At 41.3% G+C, this 21,042-nt stretch carries 20 protein-coding genes; 8 read left to right on the forward strand and 12 right to left on the reverse strand.

Annotated elements, in window-relative coordinates; genetic code table 11:
• The 5 genes from ACP69X_RS08960 to ACP69X_RS08980 are packed head-to-tail and all read left to right on the forward strand — an operon-like array spanning position 1 to position 1,724.
• A complete protein-coding gene (locus ACP69X_RS08960) occupies positions 1–234 on the forward strand; it encodes a spore germination protein GerPB (protein WP_003210877.1) in 234 nt (77 codons plus the stop codon).
• A 30-nt stretch (positions 235–264) separates the two neighbouring features.
• The gene (locus ACP69X_RS08965) at positions 265–879 is read left to right on the forward strand and encodes a spore germination protein GerPC (protein WP_041089733.1); all 615 of its coding nucleotides are present in this window, start codon (positions 265–267) and stop codon (positions 877–879) included.
• Positions 876–1,052 (forward strand): germination protein GerPD, encoded by a 177-nt coding sequence (locus ACP69X_RS08970; RefSeq protein WP_003210893.1) that lies wholly within the window; start codon positions 876–878, stop codon positions 1,050–1,052. Before ACP69X_RS08965 ends, ACP69X_RS08970 begins: the two co-directional genes overlap by 4 nt.
• On the forward strand, positions 1,052–1,483 hold the full coding sequence (locus tag ACP69X_RS08975) for a spore germination protein GerPE (RefSeq protein WP_041089731.1): 432 nt from the start codon (positions 1,052–1,054) through the stop codon (positions 1,481–1,483). Before ACP69X_RS08970 ends, ACP69X_RS08975 begins: the two co-directional genes overlap by 1 nt.
• Before the next feature lie 22 nt (positions 1,484–1,505).
• Positions 1,506–1,724 carry a spore germination protein gene (locus ACP69X_RS08980; RefSeq protein ID WP_003211468.1) on the forward strand — a complete coding sequence of 73 codons (219 nt, stop codon included), beginning with the start codon at positions 1,506–1,508 and terminating at the stop codon, positions 1,722–1,724.
• A 48-nt stretch (positions 1,725–1,772) separates the two neighbouring features.
• Here ACP69X_RS08980 and ACP69X_RS08985 read toward each other — a convergent pair whose 3' ends face one another.
• The 5 genes from ACP69X_RS08985 to addB are packed head-to-tail and all read right to left on the reverse strand — an operon-like array spanning position 1,773 to position 13,877.
• Positions 1,773–2,072, reverse strand: coding sequence for a hypothetical protein (locus ACP69X_RS08985; protein WP_039177660.1), 300 nt, complete (start codon positions 2,070–2,072; stop codon positions 1,773–1,775).
• A 19-nt stretch (positions 2,073–2,091) separates the two neighbouring features.
• Positions 2,092–5,487, reverse strand: coding sequence for an AAA family ATPase (locus ACP69X_RS08990; protein ID WP_426052615.1), 3,396 nt, complete (start codon positions 5,485–5,487; stop codon positions 2,092–2,094).
• Positions 5,484–6,659 (reverse strand): exonuclease subunit SbcD, encoded by a 1,176-nt coding sequence (gene sbcD / locus ACP69X_RS08995; RefSeq protein ID WP_081378170.1) that lies wholly within the window; start codon positions 6,657–6,659, stop codon positions 5,484–5,486. The genes ACP69X_RS08990 and sbcD overlap by 4 nt, the downstream gene beginning before the upstream one ends.
• A gap of 26 nt (positions 6,660–6,685) precedes the next feature.
• Entirely contained in the window at positions 6,686–10,390 is a 3,705-nt protein-coding gene (gene addA / locus ACP69X_RS09000; RefSeq protein WP_426052616.1) for a helicase-exonuclease AddAB subunit AddA, read from the reverse strand.
• Positions 10,368–13,877, reverse strand: a complete 3,510-nt coding sequence (addB, locus tag ACP69X_RS09005) for a helicase-exonuclease AddAB subunit AddB (protein ID WP_426052617.1) — start codon at positions 13,875–13,877, stop codon at positions 10,368–10,370. The genes addA and addB overlap by 23 nt, the downstream gene beginning before the upstream one ends.
• Positions 13,878–14,029: 152 nt before the next feature.
• Between addB and ACP69X_RS09010 the strand changes: the two genes are divergently transcribed.
• Positions 14,030–14,476 carry a ferritin-like domain-containing protein gene (locus ACP69X_RS09010; protein WP_338527657.1) on the forward strand — a complete coding sequence of 149 codons (447 nt, stop codon included), beginning with the start codon at positions 14,030–14,032 and terminating at the stop codon, positions 14,474–14,476.
• A gap of 198 nt (positions 14,477–14,674) precedes the next feature.
• Here the strand turns inward: ACP69X_RS09010 and ACP69X_RS09015 are convergent, their stop codons facing one another.
• The 3 genes from ACP69X_RS09015 to ACP69X_RS09025 are packed head-to-tail and all read right to left on the reverse strand — an operon-like array spanning position 14,675 to position 16,396.
• Positions 14,675–15,085, reverse strand: coding sequence for a DoxX family protein (locus ACP69X_RS09015; protein WP_039177642.1), 411 nt, complete (start codon positions 15,083–15,085; stop codon positions 14,675–14,677).
• Between the two features lie 56 nt (positions 15,086–15,141).
• Positions 15,142–15,981, reverse strand: a complete 840-nt coding sequence (locus tag ACP69X_RS09020; RefSeq protein ID WP_426052618.1) for a M56 family metallopeptidase — start codon at positions 15,979–15,981, stop codon at positions 15,142–15,144.
• Positions 15,974–16,396, reverse strand: a complete 423-nt coding sequence (locus ACP69X_RS09025) for a BlaI/MecI/CopY family transcriptional regulator (RefSeq protein ID WP_024425495.1) — start codon at positions 16,394–16,396, stop codon at positions 15,974–15,976. Before ACP69X_RS09025 ends, ACP69X_RS09020 begins: the two co-directional genes overlap by 8 nt.
• Positions 16,397–16,662: 266 nt before the next feature.
• Here ACP69X_RS09025 and ACP69X_RS09030 point away from each other — a divergent pair, with 266 nt between their 5' ends.
• Positions 16,663–17,808: an AbrB family transcriptional regulator gene (locus ACP69X_RS09030; protein ID WP_075611183.1), complete on the forward strand. Its 1,146-nt coding sequence runs from the start codon at positions 16,663–16,665 to the stop codon at positions 17,806–17,808.
• Positions 17,809–17,847: 39 nt separating this feature from the next.
• Here ACP69X_RS09030 and lepB read toward each other — a convergent pair whose 3' ends face one another.
• Positions 17,848–18,360 carry a signal peptidase I gene (gene lepB, locus ACP69X_RS09035; protein WP_041089716.1) on the reverse strand — a complete coding sequence of 171 codons (513 nt, stop codon included), beginning with the start codon at positions 18,358–18,360 and terminating at the stop codon, positions 17,848–17,850.
• The gene (locus ACP69X_RS09040; RefSeq protein WP_024425492.1) at positions 18,360–18,977 is read right to left on the reverse strand and encodes a TVP38/TMEM64 family protein; all 618 of its coding nucleotides are present in this window, start codon (positions 18,975–18,977) and stop codon (positions 18,360–18,362) included. Before ACP69X_RS09040 ends, lepB begins: the two co-directional genes overlap by 1 nt.
• A gap of 158 nt (positions 18,978–19,135) precedes the next feature.
• Here ACP69X_RS09040 and ACP69X_RS09045 point away from each other — a divergent pair, with 158 nt between their 5' ends.
• Positions 19,136–19,504, forward strand: coding sequence for a hypothetical protein (locus ACP69X_RS09045; protein ID WP_041089714.1), 369 nt, complete (start codon positions 19,136–19,138; stop codon positions 19,502–19,504).
• A 62-nt stretch (positions 19,505–19,566) separates the two neighbouring features.
• Here ACP69X_RS09045 and ACP69X_RS09050 read toward each other — a convergent pair whose 3' ends face one another.
• Together ACP69X_RS09050 and ACP69X_RS09055 are read right to left on the reverse strand one after the other, a co-directional pair.
• On the reverse strand, positions 19,567–20,523 hold the full coding sequence (locus ACP69X_RS09050) for an LCP family protein (RefSeq protein ID WP_423359455.1): 957 nt from the start codon (positions 20,521–20,523) through the stop codon (positions 19,567–19,569).
• A 176-nt stretch (positions 20,524–20,699) separates the two neighbouring features.
• Entirely contained in the window at positions 20,700–20,978 is a 279-nt protein-coding gene (locus ACP69X_RS09055; RefSeq protein WP_075612369.1) for a barstar family protein, read from the reverse strand.
• Positions 20,979–21,042 lie beyond the last annotated feature (64 nt).

The following is a 21,042-nucleotide window of genomic DNA, read 5'->3' on the forward strand; positions in this document are numbered from 1 at the left end:
TTGAACTTCTATATTAATCAAGCGATACAAATTAATTATTTACGTGTAGAGTCTGTGAGTAACTCCTCTGTTCTGCAGATTGGGAGTGCTGGATCCATCAAGGCCCTTTCCAACCTGTATAACACGGGAAGCTACGTAGAAGCAGCGCCTGCCGCAGCAGGTACACAAGGAATTGAAGAATCTCAAGGCGCAAGCACAGCACCTTTTGTACCGCTTCAGTCACCAACAACTTAAGCCATCTGCCATCCCCGGAGGTGTAGGTAAATGTATGATTATCAGAGCAACGCTTCACAAGTATATGGCATCATTCAAAAACACTCGCAACAAATCATGATGCTTGAAAAAAGGCTTAACGAGCTTCAGCAGGAAATGCAAATGATCAAAGATAAACCGACAACGAATATTGAACGGATTGATTATCAATTTGATCAACTGAAAATCGAACGGCTGGAAGGGACGCTGAATATCGGCCTCAACCCATCTGATCCAAACAGTGTTCAAAACTTTGAAGTGGGCCAAACAACAACCCCGGGAATTGGAATGATGCAGCAAGAAATGGCTGGTCAATTTTTCAATCAAACACGGCAGCTTGTCGATGCATTTTTAAATGAAGAAGCTCCAGAACTTCTTGAAGAACTAGAGCAGCGATATGAAGGGTCCCTCGATGAAAGCAACAAACACCATATCATTGAGGATATTCGCAAGCAAATTGACAGCAGGATCAAATACTATGCGGGACAGCTGCCACACCGGGAAGATATGACACCGCTGCAGCGTTCAGAGCAAATTGCTGAATATGTGAAGCATGATGTAAAGCGGGCGATTGAGCACTTTTTAGCCCATATTCCAAGTGAAACGAAAGGAGAGGAAAACGGATGAATTTCACAGTTGTCAACCGCAACATCGAGACTGGAAGCATTAAAGTAGTCGGGGTATCGTCTTCTTCCCTGTTTATCATCGGGGACACAGACCATGTACAATTATCCTCAATTTTCGATACACCGCCAGAATCTCTGATTATTGGCCCGTTTGTTCCTCTGGCGCCTCGATAATGATCAAACGCACATCTCAAGTGAAGTTCTCAAAGGTGAATTCTGTTGGGATTTCGAGTGTGGTTCAAATTGGTGATACTCAGGAGCTATGCCCGAAAGTCAAGGTATTAGCTGTTCAACGAACCATTAGTTTGTTTTATGGCTATGAAGCAGAAAATTTAGATGCGAAAGAATTTGAAGTGTATTATGAACCCATTCCATTGATGCTGCCAGAACGATCAGTGAGAACTGCATTTTACCATGAAAAGCCTGTGATTAAAGTGTCTTCAATCCATGTAGAAGGGGTATCATCGTCCTCTGTCTATCAAATCGGCTCTACTTGTCGAATGAATGGCGTTGCGCGAGTGAAGCATATTAGAGAGCTGTTTAGCAATGATGAAAGTCCGCAAAACTCACAAATGGACCTACCTACGCATATGATGGTGATATGACTTCGAATAAAGGATGTCGATTATGCCAGCAATTGTCGGACCCATTTACATTAACTCTATTTCTGGAGGCGTCGTAAACGTCGGTGACTCATTCTACCTGTCGCCTAAAAGTTCGTCAAAATCTGCTTTAGGCTCTGGAGCGGGGAATACCGGAGATTTCTTGATATTAAATAATGGCATTAGCGCCACCAACTATGTGGATCCTGACTTAAATGATCAGAATATGGTAGGCAATGCATAAAGCAGCTCCTCTACACCCATTTCTAAATAGAGGAGCGCTTTTTTATGCTTATTTCTTTCTGCGCTGTCTCGATTTTTTTGTTTTAACCAGCTTGCTTGCCGGCTGTTTCCGAATCCATTTGATGTACGAAGCAAGCTTTTCATCCTGCCTCAGCGCATCAATTGTGTTCAAACGTGCGGCAAGCTCCTGGTTTGTAAAAAGGGCATGTACTTGTTTATGACAAGGGATGCACAAGAAGGCAGTCGGTAAAAAAGCTCCGCCTTCTTCTCTTGGCGTTAAGTGATGTTCTGTGAGCAGGACATCTTGTCTTCCGCACAGCTCACATAATCCAATAGTTTGCTTTGCCACCGTGTCATCACCTCAATATTTACATTAATTCCATTGAGACTGTTGTCCCTTTCCCGCTTGGATCTGCTGGATGGACAATCAGTTTCTTCGGCAGCCGCATTTTCAATTCTTCCACATGGCTGATGACACCAACAGCTAAGTTTTGGGATTGTAATTTTTCTAATGCGGTAATGACCGTATCAAGCAAGTCTTGATCAAGGGTACCAAATCCTTCATCAAGGAAAAAGAATTGCAGCGGAAACTCACCTCTCAGCTGAATCTGCGCTGAAAGAGCTAGTGCAAGCGCAAGCGACGTCAGGAAGGTTTCCCCGCCGGACAAGCTGGATACTGGACGTCTGACACCGCCATTCGCATCATCACGCATGACAAAGCCGCCTTCTGAATCAACCTCAATCGCATACCTTTGTCTTGTCAAAATACCAAGACGGGCTGATGCATCACGACTGACACTTTCCAGCTGTTCTTCTGCTAAGAACTCAACAAATGTATTTCCTTTAAACACGGTTTGAAGCTTATCGAGCCGATCAATTTCTTGCTGCAGCTCCGCTAAGCGTTCATGAATACTTGCAAATCGCTGGTGATTTTCTTCCATCACACGCAGATGTTCATAAGCAGAGCCGCTCATCACTGTTGCTTCTTCCAATGCCTTTTCTGCCGCTTCTTTCCTAAGTTGAATATCAGTCCACTGCTCTTCATCTAGTGACTCATCTTTCAGCAGTTCAGAAATTCGCTTTAAGTTTGCGGCACATTGCTTTCTTTTATCCTCAAATTCGTCAATTTCTTGTTTAACAGATTGACGTACTGACTGATTCATGAGAGCAGATTCAATCTCTTGAGGCTTATCAAAAGGAGAAGACTCCGATTCTTTATCCCATGCTGCTCTTGCTTCTTGTTTTCTTCGTTCAGCCTCTTGAAGCTGACGCTCACTGCTTGAAAAATGGCTTTGTGCCTCACTAAAGAGCTCCTGCGCGTGCTGTAATTGCTTGTACGATTGCTGTTCCATTTCATTGAGACGAACAAGTGTGTGTTCAACCTCGATCAGTTCTTCAGAAATAGAGACAGCTTTTAATGGATATCGCCCTAAATCTGTTTCATATTGATGAATGAGCTTTTGCTGACTTTCTAGCTGATGCGCTAGTTTATCAAGTTCCTTCTCCACATCGTATATAGCTGTTTGCAGCTGTTCTTTTGCCTGCTGTTTTTCTTCCAAAAATGAAATACTTTTCTCAATCCGCTCTTTGTAGCCTTCCGCTTGCTGGTCCTTTTCATCTATTTGCTTTTGCATTTCTTGTACTTGATGCAATGTAAAGTGCGGGAAGGCCTGTTCAAATTGAGACGTTTGCTCTGAAAGCTCAGATTGAAGCTCCTTGATCAGCCCGTCTAATTCTTCGATACGCTGCTGTTCAAATGTCATTTGATCTTTCATCTTGCTTATCTCTGCTGATTGATCATATGTTTCATCCATTAAACGAGCTCGTTTACGTTCAACTTCTTGAATATCTTGTTTCAAGCCTTTCCATTCTTGCATGAGATACTGCAAGGACTCCGGATTTTGCACTGCTTCTACTGCTGCTGCAACTTCTGCACCTGGAGCTTTCTGAGATAAAAAGGCAAACTGCTTTACTAATTGATTAGCGTGCGTTTCCAATAGCTGCTTGGCGGCATACATGTCTCTTGTGTATTCCTCTGCCTGCTTGAGCTCTGTATCCATCCGTTGAATCACTTCATCGATTTGTGCCACTGTTTCTTCATGGTCATTGTTTTCCAATGCCTTTGGGTCATGATGAACCGATCCACAAACAGGACATGGCTCACCATCTACAAGCTCTGCCGCTAATTCTTTTCTTAATTCCGCCGCCCTAACAGCATCACGCTGTTTTAATTTTTCGAGCTTCTGACTTTGTTCTCTTTTACTCCATTCTGTAAAAGCCCGTTCGAATTCACATACATAGAAATAGAGCTGTTCAATCGCTTGAAACGATTGGTCTATTTTTTCATGATGGTCTTTTTGCTGTTTTTGAAGCTTTTCAAATGCTGCTGCGGTCTGTGTTGATCGCTTTTTGAGCTCCTCCATCTTTTGTTCTTCCTTGTGTATGCTTTGATGTATTCTTTGAACATTTTCGCTTAAACGCAAAGCATCCTGTACACTTTTCCGTTCTTTTGCAGAGACTTGTAATGGCTCCAGCTCACGCTTCAGCTGTGTTTGTTTTGCGAGTGCACGTTCTAACAAAGATTGGAGATTGTCTGCTTCTTCTTTTTTTTGTAATAATTGCTGCGCTGTATTATTTTTTCTCTGTTCGATTGCCGTCTTTTCCTGAAGTGCCGCCTCTTTTTTCCGTTCAATTTCCTTTAGCTGAATCAGCTGCTCTTTCTTTTGGAGAAGTTCTGGCTCAGTTTCTAATTTCTTTTGTCTGGCTTGCTCGTAATTCTGCGTCATTTGATCATAGCTCGTTCGTTGTTGCAGAAGCTGATTTTCTGCTTCCTGCTTCTCTTTTAATGCTTGAGAAAGCTGATTTTCAGCCTTTGTTAATGCGTCCGCATAGGGCTTTAATGCCTCTGCCTGCTCAGCAATATGAAGCTTGGCCTTTTTTTCTTCCATTGATGATGCCAGTTGATTCAGATGGTTTAGTTCCGTCTCATAAGCTTCTTGTTCCTTTTGATACTGCCAAATTGTTTGCGCCTTTGTAAAAGCAGTGAACGCCTCATCCCGTGCTTGTTTTTTCTCATGAAAAATAGCCTTTGCCTGCTCTGCCGCTTTCTTTGCCTTTGCGAGCGCCTCTGGACCAGCTTCACCTAAACCATTCAGCTCAGCAAGCAGTTCATTTTTTTGTCCATACTGATTCTGCGCCTTCGCGCGCAAACGTTTGACGAGCTGATCCCCATACTTTTCGAGGTTAAACAAACGCTGAAGCATTTGTCGTCTATCCGCTCCTTTTAGGGAAAGGAATTCTGCAAACTTCCCTTGAGGCAAGACAACCGCTCGCGTAAAATCATCAATGGTTAACCCGAGTAATTCTTCTATTTTACGATTGACCTCACTCGCTTTATCTGCAAGAACTGTCTGCGTATCACCAATTTCAATCAGACGGCATAGTGTCGTTCTTACTTTCATTTCATCCGCCCGCTTAAAAGCACGTTCGACTTTATAAGAAATATGGTGTTCCTTCTGCAAAGCGAACGTAAAGGAAACTGACAGTTTCTCTTCCGCTTGGTTCAAAATACCATGTGTATTATTTAACGCACGTTCCACTTTGCCATAGAGTGCCAGTGTCATTGCGTCTAATATGGACGATTTTCCGCTTCCTGTCGGTCCAAAAATGCCAAACACACCTGCATCACATAATGAGCTAAAGTCAATTGTCTGTTCTTCTCTGAAGCTATGAAGTCCTTTAATGGTTAGCGTAATCGGCTTCAAGTCGCTTCCTCCTCTTGCATTTCATTGGCGAGCTCCAAAAACAGCTTGACTGTTTTTTCATCAGGAAGTCCGCCGCCTGTCTGGCGCTCATAAAATTTCACGAACCTCTCTTCGATCGAGAGCTTTTCAACTTGCTTTTGTTCTTCCAATTGCTGCAGTTCTTTAAATTTTGGTCTAATATGGACAAACCCACTATGCTGCTTTCGGAGCTGATGGATTTCTTCTATGGAGAGCTGATCTGTTAAATGAATCTCTAAATCAATCCATGCCTGAAGATCCCGTTTTTCATCCAGCCACTCGTGTACTTGACTTAGTCCCTCTGTCGCCTTCCATTTCACAAGTGGTTTTCCACTTGATAACAACACTTCTTTCCAGCTTGCTTTTTCATTAGGTTTTGCCTCAACAATCGTGACTGATTTGGCATATCCTGATTCAGAAAAGCTGTAAGCAAGAGGTGACCCGGAATAGCGTGCAATCGTTTTGGCACGCTTGATGGTTTGCGGCCGGTGCAAATGTCCAAGGGCCACATAGCAGGCTGCTTCTGGCAGACTTTCAGCCGCAACAGTATATGCGCCGCCTACTTCAATCGGTCTTTCTGAATCGCTTTGACTTCCTCCTGCCACATAAATATGACTCGTTGCGATATTGACCGTATCGGCTTGAAATTGAGTGCTTAAATGTTGGAATGCTTGTTGTATTTTTAAATTGTAATGATCACGAAGCAATTTCTCTTCAAATGTTTCAGCCAGCACCTCGTTTAATCTCGCCTCAGACGGATAAGCAAGAGCTGCAATGGATAAACGTTCACTCGAAGAAGGAACATCGACACGGATGATATCATTTGTCGGATATCCAATTAAATGAATCCCCTGATCATTTGTTAAAGGGGATGCGGCGGATAAGCGATCCGGATTATCATGGTTGCCTGAGATGACCACGACCTGACGTTTTCCTTTATCAGATAAGGCGGATAGACTTTCATAAAAAAGCTGCTCTGCTCTAGCAGGCGGATTCACTGTATCAAAGGCGTCTCCAGCCATGACAATGACATCAATGTGTTCGTCTTTTACGATTTGATACAGCTCATCTAAAAACTGCGCTTGCTCATCAAGCCGGCTTCGGCCTTCAAGGGTTTTTCCTAAATGCCAATCCGCCGTATGCAGAATCCTCATGTGATTCACCTCTCATTCCGATACATTTATAATGAAATTTCTAAATTCCCATCAAAGAAATAAAGAATTTTCTCCTCTAATGTTCTGTTTGTTAAACGTTCTACTGCTATTGCATATAAAGCTATTTGAGTTTCATAGCGCTTTTTCAATATAGGCACAGCAGCTTCAGGGCCGCCTGTATATCGGCCTTGCACTCTATCGGTTTTATAATCTAGTAAATATAGTTTTCCGTCCGTTTCAAATAAACAGTCAATCATCCCTTGAATAAGGACAGGCTCCCCCTCTGCATCAATGTGGCTGTATACCTCTTTAACAGGTAACACCATACTAAATGACACTTCTCGTTTTACCCAGTCCGCTTTTAGCAGCTTTTGACCAATAGAAGTAGAGAAGAAAGCTGCAATTCCTTCTTGATCAATTGACTGGACTTGCTCATTTGTTAGCAAGTCTCGCTGCTGTAAAGAATCAAGCAGCTGCTGTATACGTGAATCATCATAGGGCTCGTCAGAAGGAAGCGCAATATGTTGCATGACTGTGTGCATTGCGGTGCCTTGCTCTGCGGCAGTGAGTGCTTTTTTCTTCATAAAAGCCGGCCGGTCATACAACGTGGCACGGGCTTTTCGAAGAGAAGAAGGAACACTGTACTCATCCTGTATTTCTTTCATTCTCTTTATCTCGGAAACAGACTGCTTTGTGCCGACTTGTGAGGCTGCTAGATATGGGTATCTCCATGAAAGTCTCTCTGCTACTTTCTCATCAGCATCACCATATCCTTCAACAGGCAGGCCTTCCATCAATGCTTGTACCACCTCGTCTTGCTGCTTCTTTTCAAGTGACATATCTTCTTTTAGAAGATCGGAAGCTTGAGTAAATGAGATTGTGAATGCTGATGGATGCGAAAGAACAACATCACCTGTTTCTTCTAAAATAGATGACATTGCTTGGTGACGGATGAGAGCAGGACCAATAAAATCTAAGTATGTTTTCGATTGATAACGTTCAAAATCAGGGAGCAGCCAATCTTCTCCGGTTGCAGCATTTTGCCATTTGCTTAATGCTTTCACCTGATTTTTCACAGAGCCGACCAGAAATAATTTTTCCTTAGCCCTTGTGAGCGCCACATATAGAACTCTCAGCTCTTCAGATAATAGCTCTTTCCTCATCTTTTTTTTCATCGCTACAAGCGGTAATGTTGCATAACTAATTCTCAGCTCAGGATGGATATACTTGCTTCCAAAGCCTAGCTCTTTATCAAGTAAATAGGACTGGTTTAAGTCCATCATATTAAAGTTCCTGCCGAGTCCTGCGGTAAAGACGATTGGAAATTCTAACCCTTTACTGCTGTGAATCGTCATCATGCGAACAACATCTTCTGTTTCACTGAACGTTTTTGCCGCACCAAGATCATCTCCACGCTCCTGCATTCTTTCGATAAAACGAAGAAAACGGAACAGTCCTCTAAAGGCAGCTTTTTCATACTGCTTTGATCGATCATAAAGAGCGCGGAGATTCGCCTGTCTCTGCTTGCCTCCAGGCATCCCGCCAACGTAATCTAGATACTGCGTATCGCGGTATACTTCCCAAATCAATTCCGCTACTGAATGATTCATCGAGAAATCACGCCATTTACGCAGCAACCTGAAAAACCGTTCTAGTTTTTTGCATGTAGGGTGATCTGAATGAGTCACACTCATAAATGCCTTCACAGCATCATAATAAGTGCCTTTTTTATCACTCGTGCGAATCAGTGCCATTTCATTTTCGTCTAAATGGACAAGTGGTGATCTTAATACAGCTGCAAGCGGGATATCCTGATATGGATTATCGATGACTTTTAACAGAGAAAGAATGACAGACACCTCTGTTGCTTCAAAATAACCGGAGGAAAGATTCGCATACACAGGGATTCCCTGTTTCTTCAATTCCTCCATCATTTGCGGGGCCCATGGCATAGAACGAAGCAAAATCACAATATCCCGATACTGCAAGTTACGGGTCATTTTCTGTTTTGCATCGTACACTTGAAATGGTTGCTCCACCAATTGTCTTATTTTTTTAGCAATGACTCTCGCTTCTAGTTGTACGGTCTCTAGCTCTTCTCGCTCTTCGTCAGTTTCTGCTTCCTGTTGATCTAAATGGACAAGAAGCATTTCTGTCGTTGTATCTTTACTTTCTGGATAACTCGCTCCAAGCTTTAATTCAGCTTGTTCATCATATTCAATTTCTCCAACTGTTTCCCCCATCAGCTGTTTGAACAAAAAGTTCGTACTGTCTAACACATCTGAACGGCTGCGGAAGTTTTTATTTAAATCGATTCTCTTCCCTGTTTCTTTGCCGTCTGGTGTAAATTGTTTATATTTGTTTAAAAAGAGCATGGGCTCAGCCAGTCTAAAGCGATAAATGGACTGCTTTACATCACCAACCATAAACAGGTTGCCGTCTGCGGCATGTTCCCCTTTAGATACAAGTTTTAAAATCGTTTCTTGTACAAGGTTTGTATCTTGGTATTCATCAACGAGCACTTCTTCAAACTGCTGTTGATAGTACTTGGCCGCTTCTGTTTCGATCAAATTTCCTTCCGCATCCTGCTCTGCTAAAATGCGTAAGCAATAATGCTCTAAATCCGAAAAGTCCACGATTGATTTTTCTTGCTTCGCTTTTTCGAAACGCTGTCCAAATTGGATGACAAGCTCCACAAGTGTTTCGACCACCGGCTTCATTTCAGCTAAGCTCTTCAAATGCTGGGCTGGACTGCGCATAAAGTATTCATCTTTAAGTTTTTCTAATTGTTTTTTTGCTTGATTGCGTGCATCTGTGGCTTTTTCTAACAGCACAGGGTCATATTCGTCCCCTTTACATGTTTTGAGCCTTTTAAAATTGATGTTTGGCAAAAGCTCGTAAAGCTTCTCAAAATCATCTTGATGACTGATTAATTCATTGACTTGCTCTAAATCATCTATAAAATTTTCTGCTCTCGGTGCCGGGCCGCCCGGTTCTTTTGATAGGGCGAGAGCTCGTTCGAGTAGTTCGAGACAGCTTCGAAAAACGAGAGAAAGGTCCTCTTTGATATATGGATAAAACGGTAATTGTTCTACTTTTGTTTGAGCATCTACATCATAAAGAGAAAGAAATGCCCTCATCCATTGCTCAGGTGAAGGGTGAGATCTGGAAAACTCATAAATTCTCTTCACAAGCCATTGCAAGTCTAAATCATGACGGTCAGAAGTATAGCGATCAACCAGTTCAAAGAACGATGGCTTTCCAGCCTTATATTCATCCTCAAACAGTTCATCTAACACTTCATCTCCTAATAATTCTCCTTCTGTTTGATCAGCCAAACGGAAGCCTGGATCAAGGTCAATTTCATAATAAAAGGTGCGCAGAACCTGCAAACAAAAGGAGTGCAAGGTAGAAATATTGGCACGATTCATGAGCGACAGCTGTCTTCTCATATGAAGGGACCCGGGGTTTTTCGCTAATTCCTTTTCAAGTGCTTCTGTGATCCGATGCTTCATCTCTGCCGCAGATGCATTTGTGAAAGTCACAACGAGCAGACGATCCACATCAACTGGATCTTCTGGACGGGTCATTTTTCGAATCAGCCGTTCAACCAAAACAGCTGTTTTACCTGACCCTGCTGCCGCCGCAACAAGAATATCTTGTCCTTCTGAAACGATGGCTTCCCACTGGTCATCCGTCCAAGTACTGTTATTCGGTTTTGGTATTTGCATACTGATCCCCTTCTTTTTTGATCCGGTCTATCACAACATCATCCTTTTCAGATGAAAGCACTCTAAATTCATTATCCTCTATCGATTCATCAAATTGGCAAATAGACTTAAATGAACAAAAGCGGCATGGTGTTTGATCCTTCAATTTATATGGATTAATAGCTACCTCGCCATTTGTAATTCTTTCGCCTGCCTCTTCAAACGTGCGCCGAACATGCTGTGTGAGTATATGGAAATGATCTTCACTTAAAACAGCAGAGTCAGAACGGAAAGATCCATCCTTTTTCAAGCCGGCTTGAATGACTTGTGATCTTCCTGATTCAAGCGTTTGATCCATTAGCTTTACTGCTTCTACATCTTCAAGCAATAGACCTTTCATTTTAAATTTCTTGAATATTTCTTGCTCAATTTCATCCTCTGCAAGCGGAATCGGTGCTTGAATGAGCGGATCATGGATATGGAAATATAAAATGCCAGCTGGCGTTGCTTCTACACCGAGCCATTCCTTCGAATACGTAATGGTTAAATCTAAGTAAGTGAGCATTTGCAAGGCCAGTCCATAGTATACCTCTGCTAGATCAAGACCTTTCTCACTCGATTTGTAGTCGACGATTCTCAACAGCAGCCCTTTTGAACCTTCTGCTTTATCCACCCGGTCAATTCTTCCGACAAGCTCCATCGTACAGCCATTTTTCAATTGAAAAGTAAACGGCGGAAGAGGTCCTTGGCCGCCAAAGCCTAACTCAAGTCCAACGGGAGAAAATCCACTCACTCTTGCATGCTCACTTAATATAGAAGAGACCCGAATCAAGATTTTCTGGAGTTTTTCTTTAATATAAGCATGCCTATTAGAGCTTAATAGGATTTCCTTTTGAAGACGCGGAGCAAGCTGTTCGATTGCATGTCTTGAATAATTGACACAGTCATCCTTCGTTAAGTTTTTCCAATCCTTTTTTTGTTCAACAAGCGTATCTGAAATATGCTTTAAAGCCGAGTGAAACAGCTGGCCGATATCGGGTGCTTCCAATTTATAAAATTGCCGGTCCTTTAGTTTTAAGCCGTGGGAAGCAAAGTGAGAAAATGCACACGCATTGAATTTCTCCATTCTTGAAACACTGCCTTGAATGTGATCACCGTAAAGTTCTTTTGTGACGTTTGGTTTTAAGCGCTTTGCTCGATTTGTAAAAAACAAACTCGACAATATGTTTTTTGATACATCACGATGAGTTGACTTTATCAAATAATTATAAACACTCCACCATACACCACTGATGGGATATTGATTGAGCCATTGCTGCAGCTGCGAGACAGTATACGATAACGAGACATGCTCATTCGCTACAAATTTTAATTGCTCCTCGTCATCCAGCTGTTCCGGGTCTAACACATACAAAGAATGCTGATGATTTGGCATAAGCTCCTGACAATACTTGATAAGAGTCGAAGGCAATAAAGAGCGCCCCTCTTCATCTGACACTGGATAAGATAGATACAAATGACGAGATGGACTCGACAGCGCCTGGTAAATTAAAAATTGCTCATCTAGCAGCCGTTCCTTTCCTGTCTCTGCCAGCTCTGCTCCTGCTCGTTTTAACCATTCCCTGTCATCCTCAGACAAAACACTTTCGTCAGAAGGGCGTTCGGGAATAACGCCATCATTTACCCCAATGATAAACATACACTTCACTTGATACATTCTTGATAAATCCATACTTCCGATAAATACTTGGTCGAGTGAAGGCGGAATTAAAGCGAATTTTAAAGAGGCCAATCCTGTATCCATCATTTGCTGGAATAAAGGAAATGAGAGCTCCTCCTCACCGAGCATTTCAACAAATTCATCCATTAATTGAATAACAGCATCCCATACTTGTCCATGCTGCATGGCTTCAGCTAATCTACCTGCTTCTTCTGCCTCCAGCCTAGCCTTTTCAAGTTTATCCGGCACTTGTATTTCCTCTAAAAAGACATAGACTGCCGCCACCATGTCTTTTACCTTTTGCGCTTTTTTCAGCCTTTTTTGCAATTGGAAAAGCGGAGGTGCAATCCATTCCTTTACATCATTCAGCATCTGTTCCATTTCAATTTCTTGATCTGTTTGTCCAAAATCCTCATCTAAAGATTGGAATCGTCTGTAGTGGAAACGGGAGCCGTTTGTCCAGCGTTCTCCTTTTACACCATAAGCAATACAGTAGTTTTCAAGCTGATCTGCCTGTTCTCTCGCTTTGTTTTTGGCAAGCTCGAGCGGAAATAAGAACTCTGTTTTCACGCAGCGAAACACGGCCTCATACCGCCAGTTTCCTTTAATGACATCCAAGCTCGAACGAATCAATTCAATGAGCGGATGATACTGCATTGATTCATTTCCATCAATAAAAAAAGGAATATCGTAATCTCGAAAAACCTCTTTTAACGTATCTTTATAGTCATCTACATGCCGCGCGACAACTGAAATATCTCGCAGTCTAAGTCCTTCTTCTCTCACTAAATGAAGAATTTCTCTCGCTACTCCCTCAATTTCAGCTCGTTTACTCGCACTTTTAGACACTGTGAGATGAGGGGTTACTTCCTGATATGGCTGCACCGGTCTTTGCTCATATTGGCGTTCTAAATAAGCAAGATCTGGCGTATGAAGATGCCGGTTATTTCTCTCCAAAATGTGCTCGGAAATGGCCGCTCCGCACTCTTTGGCAAGCTGATAGAGCTGGAAATACGTTTTACCAGTCATACGAAATAAATCAAGTTCATTTGGCTGCTTATCATGATAGGAACGATCCACTGTGAACGCAGCCGTTATTTTCTCAGCATGAAGCAGAAGCTGTTCAATAACGAGAAGCTGCTGCGGTGTAAATTGATAAAAGCCATCTATATAAATGTGTGCTCCTTTTATTTCTTCAGATAAAGGAATTTGCTGCGTGAGAAGTGTCAAATAGTCTTCTGAGTGCACATATTCATCTTGTAAATGCTGCTCCATCTGCTGATAAAGAACATGCAGATCATGCAATTTTTCGCCTGCCCGCCTTTCTTCTGTATACTCTGAATGCATGCTCGATAATGAAATTTTTTCAATATCCTCCGGCAGCATGCAGTATCTTTTGAACTCAGCCATCGTCTTTTCGATTTGCTCGACAAACCCCGGCTTATCACTCGCTTTTTTGAATACCTTAAACTTTTCTTTCTCCTCTTCAATCACTTTTCTTAAAAGCATTTGAATTCCTGTGCTTGTCACAAATTGCCGGTTCGCTCCGCCAGTCTGCTGTAAAATAGACCAAGCAAGACGCGTGAAACTAAATACTTTGGCCCTGATCATCCCGCCAGCTTCAGACGTTTTTGCAAGCTCATATTCCATTAAGAATGTCATTTGATCCGGGACTAAAAAAATGATTGGCGGACCCAACGGATCAAGCCGAAGCTGTTCTTTGATTTCCTCTAAGATTGCAGTCGTTTTTCCACTCCCCGATCTGCCTGCTAAAAACTGAATCTCCACGCTCCACAACACCTTTCTTATGTACTCATATTCTAGCGAAAATAAAAGTAAATAGCTATTTTCCCCTTCTCCTTCCTAAAAAGATATAGGCACCTTTCCTTATTCTTCTCATATCATAAACCATCATGAACTCAAAGGAGGCTGGCAATATCATGTATTACGGTTATTATGACTACTCGCCATATGACATGCGCCAAAACACAAGAATCATTTCAGACCTTGAAAAAGCGATCAATGGTGAATATTCTGCGATCCAATGCTACGAAAAACTTGCCCAAAGAGCAAAAACTCCTGAGGCAAAAAAAATCATTCAAGAAATACGCCAGGATGAAGTCAGACACTATCAACTATTTACAAAGCTATATTATTCTTTAACAGGTAAAAACCACAAACCAAGCGTAACAGAACCTTGTCCAGATCAATTTAGAGAAGGGCTTCATTTCGCATTTAAAGATGAACAAAAAACGGTCGATTTTTACTTAACGATATCAGATTATGTCCGGGATCAAGGAACAAAAGAGCTGATGAAACGTATTGCTCAAGATGAACAGCAGCATGCTGTATGGTTTTTATATCTTTTAACGCACCATGTGTCTTAGATAGTCCTATTTTAATAGGAGATCGTATGTTCCGTCAAAAAAATGAAATCGTCTTTTTGTTCATTCAATCTATAAAATAAAGAACTATTTTCAGCAAACCTCTCACCTCTTTCCCTTTTTCAAACGTGAAAATGACAATTTGATAAATAAAAAAACTCCTCTGCCACACATAGCAGAAGGAGTTTTTTTCATGATCGTTTAATGAAATTTTGCTTCATTGCTTTGCTGCTGATGTTTTAGCAGCCCATCAATGGACAGCATCTTACTGCCGCTAAGTGTTAAATAAAGCGCCATGACAAGCAGCGATAGTTCAAATTCATAACCGCCAACAAATCCTTTAGAAAAACCAACCGTCATAATCGCCACAGCCATAATTGGTACAAATAGCGCTGCGAAAATACGTGTTCCTAGACCTAAAATCAAGGCGATACCACCGACCAGCTCAATTGTCTTTACAATATAGGCCATAAATTCCGGTATACCGATTTGTCCAAAGAATGCCGCTGTTCCTCCCAGACCTCCTTGATATGCCTGAAGTCCGTGTAGAAAGAAGATCAAACCTAAAATAACACGTACGAAAAGTGTTCCTATTTCTTGATTCGTTTTCATATAGTGATTTCCTCCTGTTTTTACACTACATAATGTAATGTTAATAAGTAAAAAAATTAGTAATTTAGATTAAGCATAATCATTAAGACCACCATGAGAATGGTTGATGTGACAATGGGAATAATGGGTACATTGAAAGGAATATTGTATGTTGGATTTAAGATCTTTTGTATTCTTAAATTCAATGCCCGATCTCCAAAAGATACTGCAAACTTCGTTTGTTTTTGAAACTGAGTTCTCTTTTTAATGAGTTTCAAAAGGGCTTGCCCTACTCCAAGCTCAGTGCCTGTCTGCCGAATCGCATAGTCATCTGCGATCACTTCACGAAAAACGGAATAGCTTTGTCTCATATGCTTTAACACTGGAATGTACCAAATAACTTTTGTGAGCATTGAGAATGTGAAGGCCTTTAAAGGATCATAGCTGTATTTGTGGTGCAATTCATGATGAACAACAGCGTCAATTTCCTCTTCATCCAGCATGTCCGTGAGAGACGTTGATAAGTAGACCTTTGGATGAAGCATCCCCATGGCAAAAGCAAGCGGTTCATGACAATGAAACACAATAATGTCGTTTGTATATTTCTCAGATAAATATTCGGTCGACTGGTCATCGACTGCAAGCATCAGATTTTGCTTGAATTGAATGTACGTTTTGATTTGCTTCGTCATATAGAAAATCGCAAATCCCAATGTGTAGAGGACTAAAGCATCTAGAAAATATTTTAAAGGAGTGAATCCATAGAATTCGAGAACAGATTGGCATACATGAATGAGATTATATGCTTGATTCCAGCCAAAAAAGCTTGAAAGCACGTAATACCCCATCTGATAAAAAATCGTTAAACCAATCAAAATACCGCCTAAAAATAGCAGGCACGATTTCATTTTATTCATTTTGCTGCTCCTCTTTTTTGGATGCCAGCCTTGCTTCAAGCACTTTGAGTAATTCAGGGTCAGCACTTTCAATTGCATCCACCATATGATTCACTGCCAGTGGCCCAAAATCGTCCATCAGCCCTTGCGTAATCCATTTTGTCTGCTCATTTAGAAATTCTTCTTTTGTTAAAATGGGATTATAAATAGAGGAACGCCCTTTTGTTTTCTTCTCCACAATTCCCTTTTCGGTTAAGCGGTTCAGCACAGTCATCACCGTGTTGAAATTAATCGGCTTTTCATCTGACAGCTTCTGCTGCACTTCCTTAATCGGCATATCCTCACCTTGATAAAGGATCTCCATAATTCTTCCCTCTAAAGGACCGAAAAAACGATTCAATCCCTTTTCATTATATTTAAAAGAAGGAATTTTCATGTTATCACCTCACACTAAGCATTGTAGTGCAATTGAAAATGATAGTCAACTGATAACAAAAATAGGGGAAAATCGTTGTATATTACCTTTCTTTTAGGTAAAAATTATATCCCTATTTATTTAAATAAGTGGTAAGATTCACGATAAGATAATCTTATGAAAATGGTAAAAAAATTCGTATTTTATTTATAGAGACTTTTGTATTATAGTGAAGATAACAACATTTCACTTACTGAACAAATTTATAGGAAGAAGGTTTACATGTGATGAAACAAGGAAAGAGCCTTCGAACCGATCTCATTTTGATCGCAATAAGCGGTTTAGGTGGATTTCTTTTGTCTTTAACAGGAATGTCTATTGGCTGGATGATCGGTACATTAATCACAGCTGCATTTATTGCCATGCGACGTCCCCCCCTGTTTCAGCGTAAAGGAAACAACACCTTGCGTATTCACAGCAGATGGCTACTCCTTGGTCAATTTATTCTCGGAATCGAACTCGGACAAAAAATGAACATGAAAGTTCTTCATATTTTCGCTGAACATTGGCTCCCTGTGAGTTTCATGCTCGTTTTTTCTATTCTACTGGCGATGCTCTCTGGCTTTGCCTTATGGAAGCTGAGTAAAACAGATATGCTGACCAGCTTTGTCGGCACAGCACCAGGCGGTTTATCTGCTATGCCAGGGATTGCCCAAGAGGTTGGAGCAAATACAGCCGTTGTCAGTCTCGTACAAACAACACGTGTATTAATGGTGGTACTCACCATCCCTTTTACGGTGTTCTATTTAAATACAAAAAATCCAGCGGATGCAGCTGCAGGTATTCAAGGGAGCGCCTTTTCATCCGGTGTTTTCACCCTGTCAAACATCTCGTGGACTGCTGCACTTATTTTAGGTGCCTGGCTTATGTCACGCCTAGCGGTTCGTCTTCATTTCCCTGCCCCTTGGCTGATTGGCAGCATGTTAGGAGTTGCAGCTCTTCAAGTAGGTGCAGGTGCGCTCATAGGTCATGATTTGATTCCTTATTGGCCAGCACAAGCGAATATCGCATCACAGGTATTTCTAGGTGCAACCATCGGTTCAAAAATGAATAAACAGATGTTTGTCGGGCTTAAAAATACGTTAATTGTAGCTGTCGTCAGCTCAGCTGGACTGATTGCTGCAACGGTTCTCAGTTCAATTGCCATTGCTGAGGTCACAGGGATTTCTGTCATTACAGCCATTCTTGCCTTTTCGCCTGGCGGTATTGCAGAAATGGCAACAACAGCAGTCACACTCCATGAGGACTCAACCTTTGTAGTAGCTGTACAAGTCGTTAGAATCATTCTTGTCATAGCTATGCTGCCACCGTTTTTTCGATTCTTACATCATGTCTGGGCAAAAAGACATCCTGAATATAAAGCCGCAAAATAAAAAAAGAGGCGCTTTGCACATGTGCAGAGCGCCTCTTTTTTATTCATCCTTATTTCTTTTGACACCAACTACTTGATCCTTTGAAATCGTTCCAAAATGCCGGCTGTCGAAGCTATGTATTCGGTTATCTCCGATCACGAAGTAATGGTTTTTTTTGATTTTATCATGTCCTGTGATGGCTTTCAGCTGAAAATCTCCTGTCAGGACATTCCCCATTTTATGTTTTTTCTGCTCTTTTAAATAGGGTTCTTTCCATTTTGCCCCATTGACAAATAACTGATCATCGACATACTTGATCGATTCTCCCGGGAGCCCAATGACCCGTTTGATCAAAATTTGATTTTTGGGCCCGTGAAATAACACATAATCAAACCGGCTAATTTTCGTGAGTTTTGGCGAGAACTTGTTGATTAATAATTCTGTTCCATCTGTAAATGTGGGGTCCATACTAACCCCTTCTACTTTATACTTCACAAACAGGAAATTCTTTACCTGGAACAATAAGACGATGCATGTAATGATCATCAACCATAGCAATGGCTTCTTTTTCATTAAGAGCCTCCTTTGTCCTCGCGCTTGCTCATTCGAATGTTCAACCTATTTTCTACTCTCTTTCCAACATACCACAATAAAACGATAACTAGAACTGCAAACACACTTCTTAACGGATTCTTTACTAAAGCAGAAAGGTCATAACCAATAAAACTAATGATAAAGAGCATGACACACTTACCAGCTAAAGCAGCTAATGAAAATTGCCACATGCTAATTCTTGATAAGCCTGCTACCACATTGACGGCAGCAGAAGGTGTAAAAGGAAAGCAGAGTAAAATAAATAACGGACCAAATCCCCGTTTCTCTACCCAAAGCATTAATTTCTTAATGGAAGGGTGTCTGCTAATAAAGTTCAGCATTCTCATCTGTCCAAATTTTCTGATCAGTAAAAAGACAAGAATAGAACCTGCACTTGCACCGATCCAGGTTAATAAAAAGCCTTCCCAAAGGCCGAATGCATTTGCATTTGCCACCGCAAACGCCACGAGTGGTAAAAACGGAAGAAATGCTTCAATCAGAGGAAGCAAGATAGCGACAATTGGTCCAAAGGCCTTGTAGCTTTCAAAAAATGATGTGATATTTTCATGAGTAAATAGAGAAAGAAATGATGTCAACTTGTTTGACTCCTTCAAGGTTTGTCTACATTTCATTTTACATGGAAAACATAAAAATATACAAATAAATCCCACTCGCCCCCCCTTGAGATTGTTTGACTCATTCGATATAATAAACAAGAACGTTTGTTCTATTTATAAAGAAAGCAGGCTTGGACATGACGAGACTATCAAGAGTACAGCTTCAAATGATGGAACAGGCCATCTTTCTTCCTATGGTCATCTCCATCCTCAATCGTGATCTGACACACTTAAAACAACATCAAACATTTAAATTAAATGAACCATACATTCAGCTTGTGACCTCTGTGTTAAAGGAAGCACAGAAAGCACTTTATGAACTGAAGCAGCATTTACGTAAAGAAAATATGAAAGTACAGCAAATTGAACACGATGAAGGGTTTACAACGTATCTATTTATCATAAATGGCTATGAAGAAAAGCATAAATACTTTAATCCGCGTATACGTCACCGGGTAGAGGAACTGCTAACTCGATATTTTCTCCAACAAACAAATGAACTATAGGCTGAAATACGGCGCGATACCCATGCAAAAAAAGCCTGCCGCGGCGGCAGGCTCCTTCTTATTTATGATAATTCAAGCTGTTTTCTCAACTCTGTTCTGACTTCTTCTAATCCTGGTCCATCTAACTCAAAGTAATACACATTATCAGGCTGATAATCATGGCCCTTTAGCTGAATGGTATCTAATGATTTCAATGAGCTCAGTAATGGAAATAGACCGATGAACTGTTTCATGGAAAGGTTGGTTGAGACATTATCACCAAGCGTATCAATGATGTTGTCGTATGAAGGAATCGAAGAAATCGATTTAGATTTTTCAAAGATGGCTTGAAGTGCTTCCATTTGGCGCTTTCCGCGCATGAGATCACTGTCTGCTTTTCTCGTTCTCACAAAGGCTAAAGCTTCTTCGCCATTCAGTCTATGAGTGCCTGTCTGCACTTGAACTTTTCCTTTTGAATCCTTTTCCATCTGTTTTACGATGCTTTCATCTTCAATCGTTACGTCAATTCCATTTAGCTCATCCACAATGTCTTGAAATGCTTTAAAGTTCCCTGAAATCACATAGTCTACAGGGATGTTCAACAAGTTTTCGACTGTTTTGACTGACAAATCTGCACTCCCAAACGCATGGGCGTGAGCAATTTTATCATATCCTCTTCCCGGTATATCCACATAAGAATCACGAGGAATACTGAGAAGCTTAATGGTTTTGTCTGTTCGGTTCACCGCCGCCAGTAAGACCGCATCACTTCTTGCTTCATCTACCGTTTCACCTGGCCGGCTGTCAATTCCAAGCAGCAGCACCGAAAAGCTGTCCTTTCCTGGATCAAAAGCTTTCACACGCTTTTGCGAGGTGTCTCCTCTTTCTAATGATACTTGCGCCTTATTCGACGCTTTTGAAATTTTATAATATGCGTATCCAGTCACGGACACTGCCATCACCATGACAAATGCCATCATAAACAGCACGGCTTTCACCCAAGGTCTCAGCCTTCTTTTTGATCTTGTTTTTTCCTCCATCCTTTCCGAACCCTCACTCTATCTTAGTCTATTAATGTAGGTCCCACTATAACATATTTTGATGAAAGTTTCCTTCATACAACATATTTTTATGAATCCACAATCTTAAACTTCAGACAGCTCACCTATACAAATTTAAATCAAAAAACAGCCTGCGGAAGCGGCTGCTTTTTCCATCATGATTGAATATCAAATTGAAATTGTCCCTTCAGTTCTTCTTCTGCTTCTTGAAATAACTGACGCAAGCTCTCAGCATAATCACCAAGAGCGTCTTTGCTCTTTTGAAAATTCACCCATGTCAGTTCTACTGGAAGAGTCACCTCGCCTGTCAAACAGTCCCAAAGAGCATCAAGGTTTTTCCCGTAATAATCAGGAAGGTGTAAAATGGTTTTTAGCTGGTCATGAAGCTCTTCTTGCGACCTGCACACTACGCCGTCAAGCTTTACTTTTTTCATGTTCATCTTCCCCTCTCCTCTCTATATTTTAAACGAATTGGAAGAGAAAGAGAAAGACGGACAC

The sequence above is a fragment of the Bacillus sp. DC4300-2b2 genome, from assembly GCF_049895685.1.
In the GTDB taxonomy this organism is placed as follows: Bacteria; Bacillota; Bacilli; order Bacillales; family Bacillaceae; genus Bacillus; species Bacillus safensis.

Coding starts and splice junctions, on each gene's coding strand:
- sbcD (WP_081378170.1), bottom strand. CDS start 6,659: ATGAGGATTCTGCATACGGCGGATTGGCATTTAGGAAAAACCCTTGAA.
- ACP69X_RS09025 (WP_024425495.1), bottom strand. CDS start 16,396: ATGAAAATTCCTTCTTTTAAATATAATGAAAAGGGATTGAATCGTTTT.
- ACP69X_RS09010 (WP_338527657.1), top strand. CDS start 14,030: ATGTATTACGGTTATTATGACTACTCGCCATATGACATGCGCCAAAAC.
- ACP69X_RS09030 (WP_075611183.1), top strand. CDS start 16,663: ATGAAACAAGGAAAGAGCCTTCGAACCGATCTCATTTTGATCGCAATA.
- ACP69X_RS08980 (WP_003211468.1), top strand. CDS start 1,506: ATGCCAGCAATTGTCGGACCCATTTACATTAACTCTATTTCTGGAGGC.
- ACP69X_RS09055 (WP_075612369.1), bottom strand. CDS start 20,978: ATGAAAAAAGTAAAGCTTGACGGCGTAGTGTGCAGGTCGCAAGAAGAG.
- ACP69X_RS09045 (WP_041089714.1), top strand. CDS start 19,136: ATGACGAGACTATCAAGAGTACAGCTTCAAATGATGGAACAGGCCATC.
- ACP69X_RS08975 (WP_041089731.1), top strand. CDS start 1,052: ATGATCAAACGCACATCTCAAGTGAAGTTCTCAAAGGTGAATTCTGTT.
- ACP69X_RS09020 (WP_426052618.1), bottom strand. CDS start 15,981: ATGAATAAAATGAAATCGTGCCTGCTATTTTTAGGCGGTATTTTGATT.
- ACP69X_RS09050 (WP_423359455.1), bottom strand. CDS start 20,523: ATGGAGGAAAAAACAAGATCAAAAAGAAGGCTGAGACCTTGGGTGAAA.
- ACP69X_RS09015 (WP_039177642.1), bottom strand. CDS start 15,085: ATGAAAACGAATCAAGAAATAGGAACACTTTTCGTACGTGTTATTTTA.
- addA (WP_426052616.1), bottom strand. CDS start 10,390: ATGCAAATACCAAAACCGAATAACAGTACTTGGACGGATGACCAGTGG.
- ACP69X_RS08970 (WP_003210893.1), top strand. CDS start 876: ATGAATTTCACAGTTGTCAACCGCAACATCGAGACTGGAAGCATTAAA.
- lepB (WP_041089716.1), bottom strand. CDS start 18,360: ATGAAAAAGAAGCCATTGCTATGGTTGATGATCATTACATGCATCGTC.
- ACP69X_RS08965 (WP_041089733.1), top strand. CDS start 265: ATGTATGATTATCAGAGCAACGCTTCACAAGTATATGGCATCATTCAA.